The sequence below is a fragment of the Ruegeria sp. AD9 genome (assembly GCF_056542305.1).
In genome coordinates, this window is the sequence record NZ_JBQFZP010000040.1 from 1 (window position 1) to 7,030 (window position 7,030).

Consider the following 7,030-nt stretch of genomic DNA (forward strand, 5'->3'; position numbering starts at 1 on the left):
CCAAATACTTGAAGTTTGGAATTGGCCCTGCCGCTCACGGGTGGGGAATTTTCAATTGCCACTTTCGGGGAGAATACGTCTGCCACTAACAATGGCAGGCATCCGGTGTTGGAACCAATCTCGGCGCAGGTGCTTCACACGGGCACGCAACCGTTCGGTGGCCACCAGTGACTTTTTTTGTATGTGTACCCGAGCTTGCGCAGGAAGCGCCCGATAGAGGCCGAATGGGCCGCGACACCGGTGGCCGCTTCCAACGCACCTGCAAGCTCAGGCAGAGTGATGTCTCCGTCCTGTGCCACCAGTTCTTCCAGAAAGCCCTGATGTGGGGCAAGCTTGCCATGGCCTCTGGGACGACCCTGTACAGATGCAGCTGCTGTTCCGGTCTCTTTGATCCGGCGCAACCAGCGTACACCTGTCGCCGGGGAAAGTCTCAGACGGGCGGCAGCCGAGCGCCCGCTTAACCCTTCCTCAATGTAGGTCTGAAACCGCGCTCGAAGGTCTTCCGGCAAAGCTGCTGACATGATCCGTCCTCCCAAGCAGGATGAATCACAAACCAAACAAAGAGGGAAGACAATGATTCAGGTTTCCAGCCAGACTCTTTAGTGTCGCAATCGTTCTGGTGATCGAAGGCGGCAGCTTTTGCCTGGCGATGGGTTGAAGCGGTTGGTTCGTGGAGCCGAACCCTCTTCTGGCCAGCAAGATGCCTAAACGGCAACATTCAAACCGACGATGTTCGCTGGCCAGTTCGCGCAAACGATTGCGCAGCGCCTCATCAGCCTGTCTCAACTTCTGGTACCAAAAGCAGACTTATGGAGGTCCGCCGATAGGACTCTTACTCAAACAGACGGCGCTGCGGCACAACAATCACATCACCAGGAGCCAGAACAGTGTTACCCGACAGACCTCCGCTGTTTGTGCGGTAGTTGTAGATAAACGTGTCGCCTCCCCGGCGAAGTTGAATGCGTTTGTCCGCTGCAAAACGGGTCAACCCACCCGCTTCAGCTATGGCTTGCAGAATAGTAGTGTTTTTGGTCGTTACCAACTTTCCCGGTGTCGCGATTTCACCGATGACGTAGATATTCTTGGTCGCCGGAGCCGAGAATGTCGCCGCAGGCGAAATTCCGACAGCCCCTACCGAGACAAACACGGTAGGAAGAGATGCAAAACTTGGGCTCAGGGCCTGAGTCAAATCTTTTCGAACCTGATCAACCGTGCGCCCACCGGCGGCAACGCTGCCAGCCAGAGGAAAGTTGATAGACCCATCCGGCAGTACAAGAGTATTCCGATTGAGGGTTGGGTCCTCAAGAACTTCGACATTCAAAGAATCGCCTGACTTGATCCGGTAAGTTCCCTGTGCCTGAGCTGAGGCAACAAACAGCAGCGCGGTAACAAATCCTAATAGAACCTTAAACATGGCTGGTCCCCACAAGGGTTATTGTTGAAACAATAGTTTAGCGCGTCTCCGGCCTGTTTGTAAAACCTAGAATCATTTCAAGTGCAATCTGCGTCCGAACCGCGCAAAGCAGCTCAACTGTTTCCATATTCTCATGGTATTGTTTCCGATTCTAACGGCGAGATACCGGCTTTGAAATCCCTCAACGCAGGTACAGTTCCCGCCGATGGTCGTGTTGAACACACACTGCCGCCACCAAGTCAGGTGCCTGATCCAGCTCCTCGCGGTCGATTCTTTATCAACCTGCGAAGTTTGGTACGGACCCGACGGTTCATTAGCGTGAGTAGCGCCCCGAGACGTTGCGAAAAAGGAATATCTTTGACCAAAAGCACAGCCTTGGTGTATTCGGCAACTCCGCTTTTTAAAAAGTAGTTGTAACTTCTGGACTTTTTTTGTCCGGCCGGGCGGCTGGTCTTTGCCTCAGGATCAAACCACTGCAAGACCGCTTCGTTGGTCGTGTTTGCCCGCCTGGAGCTTGTGTCATGCATACGGCGAAAAAACTGGGGTTCACAATCTATTCGAACGATTGGCCCGACCAGTGCGCATTCCGCCAGAAAGAACAGATCAGAACTGACATAGCTGCCGATCAACCGCGTTTTCGAAAGCGATTCCCGGCGAAACAAGCCGTAAACTTCTATCATCGCTCCGTAGGAATCCAATGTTTCAATCAGGCGGCGTGAGGCTTTACCCGCAGTCGTCTCCACCACCCTTTTGGGCCGTTCGAGAACGTTATTGTCTTCGTCAATGAACTCAAAGGACGGAAAGACAATCGCGGGATCATCAACGCGAGCTTTGTACGCATCAAGACACCGTGACAAAAATCGCGGACCGATAAGATCGTCATGGGCCAGCCAGTGAAAATACTCACCCGATGACGCCAGAAACGTGTAGTTGTAGTTCTTTGCCGCGCCTATGTTCTTGGGGTGGCGCACATATTTTATTCGGGAATCCGCGCTCGCAAATGACTTGCAGATTTCCTGCGTCTCGTCCCCCGAGGCATTGTCGGAGATGATAAGTTCAAAATCCTCGAAATCCTGAGCCAAAACGGATTCAATCGCGTCTCTCACGTATTTCGCGCCGTTATAAACCGGCAACCCAATACTAACTTTCGGAGAGGTGTTTTCAGACATTTTGCATTTTCGCTAGTTGTGTGCTCTGTTTTTGCCCGCACCCAACCTTGTGCCAGGTGACCACAGATTGCACTTCAGAATAGTTCTTCGAGTCCCAGCGCCCCAAAAAGACAGACTCCTGCCCGGGTACCCGGGTTCTATCGTCATTGAAGATCTGTATCCGGCTCCTGTTGCCAGGCCTGATCTACACGCAAATCCAGCCTCGTTTTGGTCACGAAACTGGCACCTATATTTTGCGTGTTATCGTTCAAACGGTGCCAGTCGGTCGGCGCATTTTTGTTAAGAATACGCACTTCGGTTCTAACATTATTAAACGTTACATCGGACCAGTTTATGTCGTAGCCGTCCTTGACCAGAAATGCAGTGCCCACATCCTCGAACGTTGAATCAACAACGACGATACCGTTTGGAATGAAATCATCGGCAACTTCAGCCGTCACCTGACCTGTGAAATCTCTGAAAGTTGTGACAATTGCATTGCCGGACCCAGTGATATGTGCCCCTTCCACACGAATATCGCTGTTTACGTCCGGGCGGCCCAGATCGTTGCTATCGTGGACTAAGGTCTTAATATCCATTGCACTCGCGTTGCCGTAGAATCCGGAATCCTTGACCAGCGCATCCCTGAACCCGCCCGTCGTGTCGATTCCATCCCGGTTATTCTCCTTAAAAATACTCTCAATCACTCTTGGACGAACAATATTGCCATCGATCGTCTTTATTCCGTCGCCAAGGGCTTCTTCGAAAAAACTGCGGTAAATCAAGGCATCGGCGACATTCCCACCAAGAAGCAAATGGGTGCGGGCACCGACAAAATGCGTCTCCTGGACAACCAGATTGTTGCTATTGTGAACATTCACGAACTGGCCGATGTTTCCTGAAAATGTGTTGTTGGTGAGCGTCACGTTATTTACGTCATGAATACCCACCGCCCGTGCCGGGTCAAAATCAACCCCACGCACAGCGTTGAGACCCTTATAAGTGGTTCTCGGCGCCCCGCTGGCGATGATCGTGACATTGTTTAGAGTTCCCCCGTCGCCCATGAAGATCATGGCGCGGTTGCTGGAGGCAGTGTCTTGCATGTCAAAACCACCACCGTTCTCTGCCGTGAGTGTGAAATAGTCAGGCAACTGGATTTGCGCCCCGGCACTCAGACCGTACATCTGGTCGAGAACCAGCGTGTCACCGGGTCGCGCCACCTTGGCCACGAACTGGGAAAATTGCGCGGTCACATCCTGACCGGGCTTCCAGTTTAGATTGCTGGAGTAGAACAACCGCCCTGAGTCTCCTGAGTTTGGTAAAGTGACACCGGGCAATACGCTGAGAAGTGCACCAAAAACCGCAGGTGTCGAAAACAACCAACGCAAACTGCTGTTCATCTTCATTAAATATTTATTCCTAATCCCAAGAGGCACCCCCACTCTGCCTACCAACTAAACAAGAGGGGGTGCCTTATGTCTATTAGGAATCCGCGTGCGGCACACAAATGACCGTGAATGTTTTGGCGATTACGCGCAAATCAAGCTTCCAGCTCATGTTGCGAATATAGTGGGCATCAAGCTCAGATTTCCGGCGCACCATTTCGATACTTTCCGTATATCCCTGAGTGATTTGTGCGTATCCGGTCAATCCGGGTTTTACCGCCCAACGCGCCGAGTAATACGGAATCTCAGCTTGATACACACTCTTGAATTCGACCAGTTCAGGACGCGGTCCCACAATGCTCATGTCACCATTAAGAACATTCAGAAGTTGCGGGATTTCGTCCACCTTCGTGCGCCGGATCCAATAGCCAAGCTTTGTAATGCGGTGCTGTTCAAGCGGATCGTCGGGGCCGCGCTTGACAGATTCAACTGCGGTCATCGATCTGAATTTGAACATGACAAATTCTTCGCCGTCTTTGCCGGTGCGCCGCTGTGAAAAGAACAAAGGCCCCTTATTCCAAATGGGATTCAAGACAATCAGCAATCCGCAGATCACCAGAAACATGGGCAGCGCCAAAAGGCACATAACCACATCAAAAACACGCTTCGACGCGAGGAACGTCTTTTTGCTCTGCGCCCAGTTGCTTGTAGATGAAGATAGCCTACAACCCCCGTCTGGCGATGCGCCTTCCAGGAAACCGGTTGGTGAATCTTTCATAAACTCCCCCAGTACCACGTACTCTCAATACACACGGCTCCAAAATTCACTCGAAGCCAACTACACCCACCTCACAAAAAACTATGAGGAACTCGAAAAACGCTCACCCCTATCAAACATTACCATCGAATTGGTAGTGCTCATTGTTAATTACACATTAAGTTATCAGGTCGAACTCGAAATTGAAAGCCAAGAAACCGGGTTGCCGGGAAAAAGGACATTCAAAAAACCCTTCAATGACCACTTCAAGGAGATGTCATTCACAATTATTTGAAAGAGGCATTTTCGGCGAAAGCAAACACAATTCTTATGATTGACAACTCCAAAGGTGCTACAATTTTATGGAGAGCCCTCGGTTGACCAATACACCAAGTGTTCAGTCCCGGCATCTTCTGAATCGGATATAGGTGAAACGATCTGGCTCAGATGTCCGGATTTTGCAGATGTATTTGTAAGGGGTGGGGACCGGCGGCATTTTCAAACGCGCGCGTAGGGGCCGTCGTCCAACGGTAGCAAGATGCGCCTTCGAAAGGTGATTGATATTGGCTTCCTTTTCTTCGCCGGGAACGGTCGGACGCGGCTCTTTTCGGGCCGGCCCTGTGATCCTCGACCGTCCGTCGCCTGCGCCTACTTGTGGCGACAGTTTTGGAATTGATGCCCAGTTCCCGACTCAGCTTCACAATCAAAGCCTGCGATCGTTGTATTCCTGCGCCCCCCTCGTGGATCATGCTTCGCATGACACTCGCAGGCAGTAAAACAAAACTCCTCGGGCCTACGCAAACCTCCTCTTTTGGAAGCTTGAAACAGAACTTGTCCCGAACGGCCACCGGCCTAACAGCGACCGCAATAAATCAGGCTATCATATCGACGAAGACAAAGACGTTGTCGTTAAGCGAAAGGCCATAAGTGTTCGCCAGAACACCAACAAGTTCATCCTCTTCTCCCGATGCGCCCAACTTCCAGATCGCGGTGCCATTGGGTAATCCGGATACGTTTTCGGACAGGCTGTACTCCGCGGCAGAACCGTGTAGCTGCACCTGATCCTCACTTGCCTGGAAATCAAAGGCGTATCCATAATCATCGAGGCCCGCGCTGGTCGTACCATCATCATAGTAAGCGCTGGTCGCGTCGCCAAAGATGAAGACATCCGCGCCGGCATCACTTTCAAAAATATCAAGCTCTCCGCGCCCCGGAGTTCCCGATCCCGCATCAACCGCTGAAAGCAGATCGGCACCGTCTGTTCCCTTCACGATGTCGCTGCCGGTGATCTCGGTGACGTTGATATCATGGAAGGTCACGTCGTAATAATGGCTGAGCAGCGCGAAACTGCTGGTTATCGGCTCATCCGCTTCTATAACGCGCTGGAACAGCCAGTCTGTGGGTTCCGTTGTGCCGACCTCCCACACTTTCACGCTATACAGCCGGTCAAGGACGTTCGCTTGCTCCACACGAATGGAAACGTTGTACTCGGTTCCCTCTTCGAATTTGGTCGGATAATGGCCGCCATCGGTGAAAAAGCGGAAACGCCCCGTCGGGTCATCATTGTAGTATAAAAGCCATTCCGATGGATTGTATCCGGCCTTTGGCTGCCAGTTGGGCAGCGGATCATCCGTATGCCCCTCCCACCAAACACCAAATCCGAACACACCGCCATCACGCCCCCGGGGATCCTCTGAATAAAGATCATGCCCGGTGAACGAGAGGTCGACTTGATAGTAGTCCCAGCTGTTGTCGCCCAGAAGAACAAATCGATCGTATCCGGTTTCCTCGAGCCGAAGACCATCATTCGTAACGGCCCATTTACCGTCTACAACCTGCACGACATCCTGAATATTCGTAACTGAACTCCAGTCGATCGAATAATTCGCATCCCAGGTATTGCCGCTTTCATACTCGAGAGTGACCTCCTGAGTGTAAACAGACCCATCATTGTAACGCGCGATAATTGTCACCACATCGTCAGTGGCTGTCCCGTCAAGGTCATCAAAGGCGATATCAACATTGAAATCACCGTTCTCCTGAAGGCGCCGGGTGTCCGGCCCCAATTCAAGCGTTCTTTCGGAGCCGCCGTTCAGCGTATAACTCAGTGACGCGATATTGGTGGTATCAACATTTCCAAGCACGTTAACCCAGGTCTGCGTCTCACCAAGCGACCCAAAGCTCTGCGTGTTTCCGTACCAAACAGAGATTGGGCTGCCGACATTCACATTCGCCGTCGCGGTGGTGGTGTCGGTGCCGTCGCTGATCGTGTAGGTGAAACTGTCGGACCCCGTATAGCCCACGTTCGGCGTATAGGTGACCGTGT

5 protein-coding genes and 1 pseudogene are annotated in these 7,030 nt (G+C 52.0%); all 6 read right to left on the reverse strand.

Translation table 11 applies throughout. The annotated features are described in order from the left end of the window. Positions 1 to 134 precede the first annotated feature (134 nt). Positions 135 to 521: a helix-turn-helix domain-containing protein gene (locus tag ACR0AM_RS21265; RefSeq protein WP_480623959.1), complete on the reverse strand. Its 387-nt coding sequence runs from the start codon at positions 519 to 521 to the stop codon at positions 135 to 137. Between the two features lie 311 nt (positions 522 to 832). Then, positions 833 to 1,414, reverse strand: a complete 582-nt coding sequence (locus ACR0AM_RS21270) for a polysaccharide biosynthesis/export family protein (RefSeq protein ID WP_480623960.1) — start codon at positions 1,412 to 1,414, stop codon at positions 833 to 835. A gap of 647 nt (positions 1,415 to 2,061) precedes the next feature. Next, positions 2,062 to 2,583, reverse strand: a pseudogene (locus tag ACR0AM_RS21275) (glycosyltransferase family 2 protein); the annotation flags it as partial. 143 nt (positions 2,584 to 2,726) lie between these two features. After that, complete coding sequence (locus ACR0AM_RS21280; protein ID WP_480623961.1) at positions 2,727 to 3,968, reverse strand: right-handed parallel beta-helix repeat-containing protein; 1,242 nt, start codon at positions 3,966 to 3,968, stop codon at positions 2,727 to 2,729. A gap of 76 nt (positions 3,969 to 4,044) precedes the next feature. Beyond that, positions 4,045 to 4,725: a sugar transferase gene (locus ACR0AM_RS21285; RefSeq protein WP_480623962.1), complete on the reverse strand. Its 681-nt coding sequence runs from the start codon at positions 4,723 to 4,725 to the stop codon at positions 4,045 to 4,047. An 851-nt stretch (positions 4,726 to 5,576) separates the two neighbouring features. Then, positions 5,577 to 7,030 (reverse strand): Ig-like domain-containing protein (locus ACR0AM_RS21290; protein WP_480623963.1); only part of this gene is annotated, 1,454 nt, incomplete at its 5' end.

Excerpts from the sequence above, each read along its gene's own strand:
- ACR0AM_RS21265 (WP_480623959.1), bottom strand. The coding sequence starts at position 521 with ATGTCAGCAGCTTTGCCGGAAGACCTTCGAGCGCGGTTTCAGACCTAC.
- ACR0AM_RS21270 (WP_480623960.1), bottom strand. The coding sequence starts at position 1,414 with ATGTTTAAGGTTCTATTAGGATTTGTTACCGCGCTGCTGTTTGTTGCC.
- ACR0AM_RS21280 (WP_480623961.1), bottom strand. The coding sequence starts at position 3,968 with ATGAAGATGAACAGCAGTTTGCGTTGGTTGTTTTCGACACCTGCGGTT.
- ACR0AM_RS21285 (WP_480623962.1), bottom strand. The coding sequence starts at position 4,725 with ATGAAAGATTCACCAACCGGTTTCCTGGAAGGCGCATCGCCAGACGGG.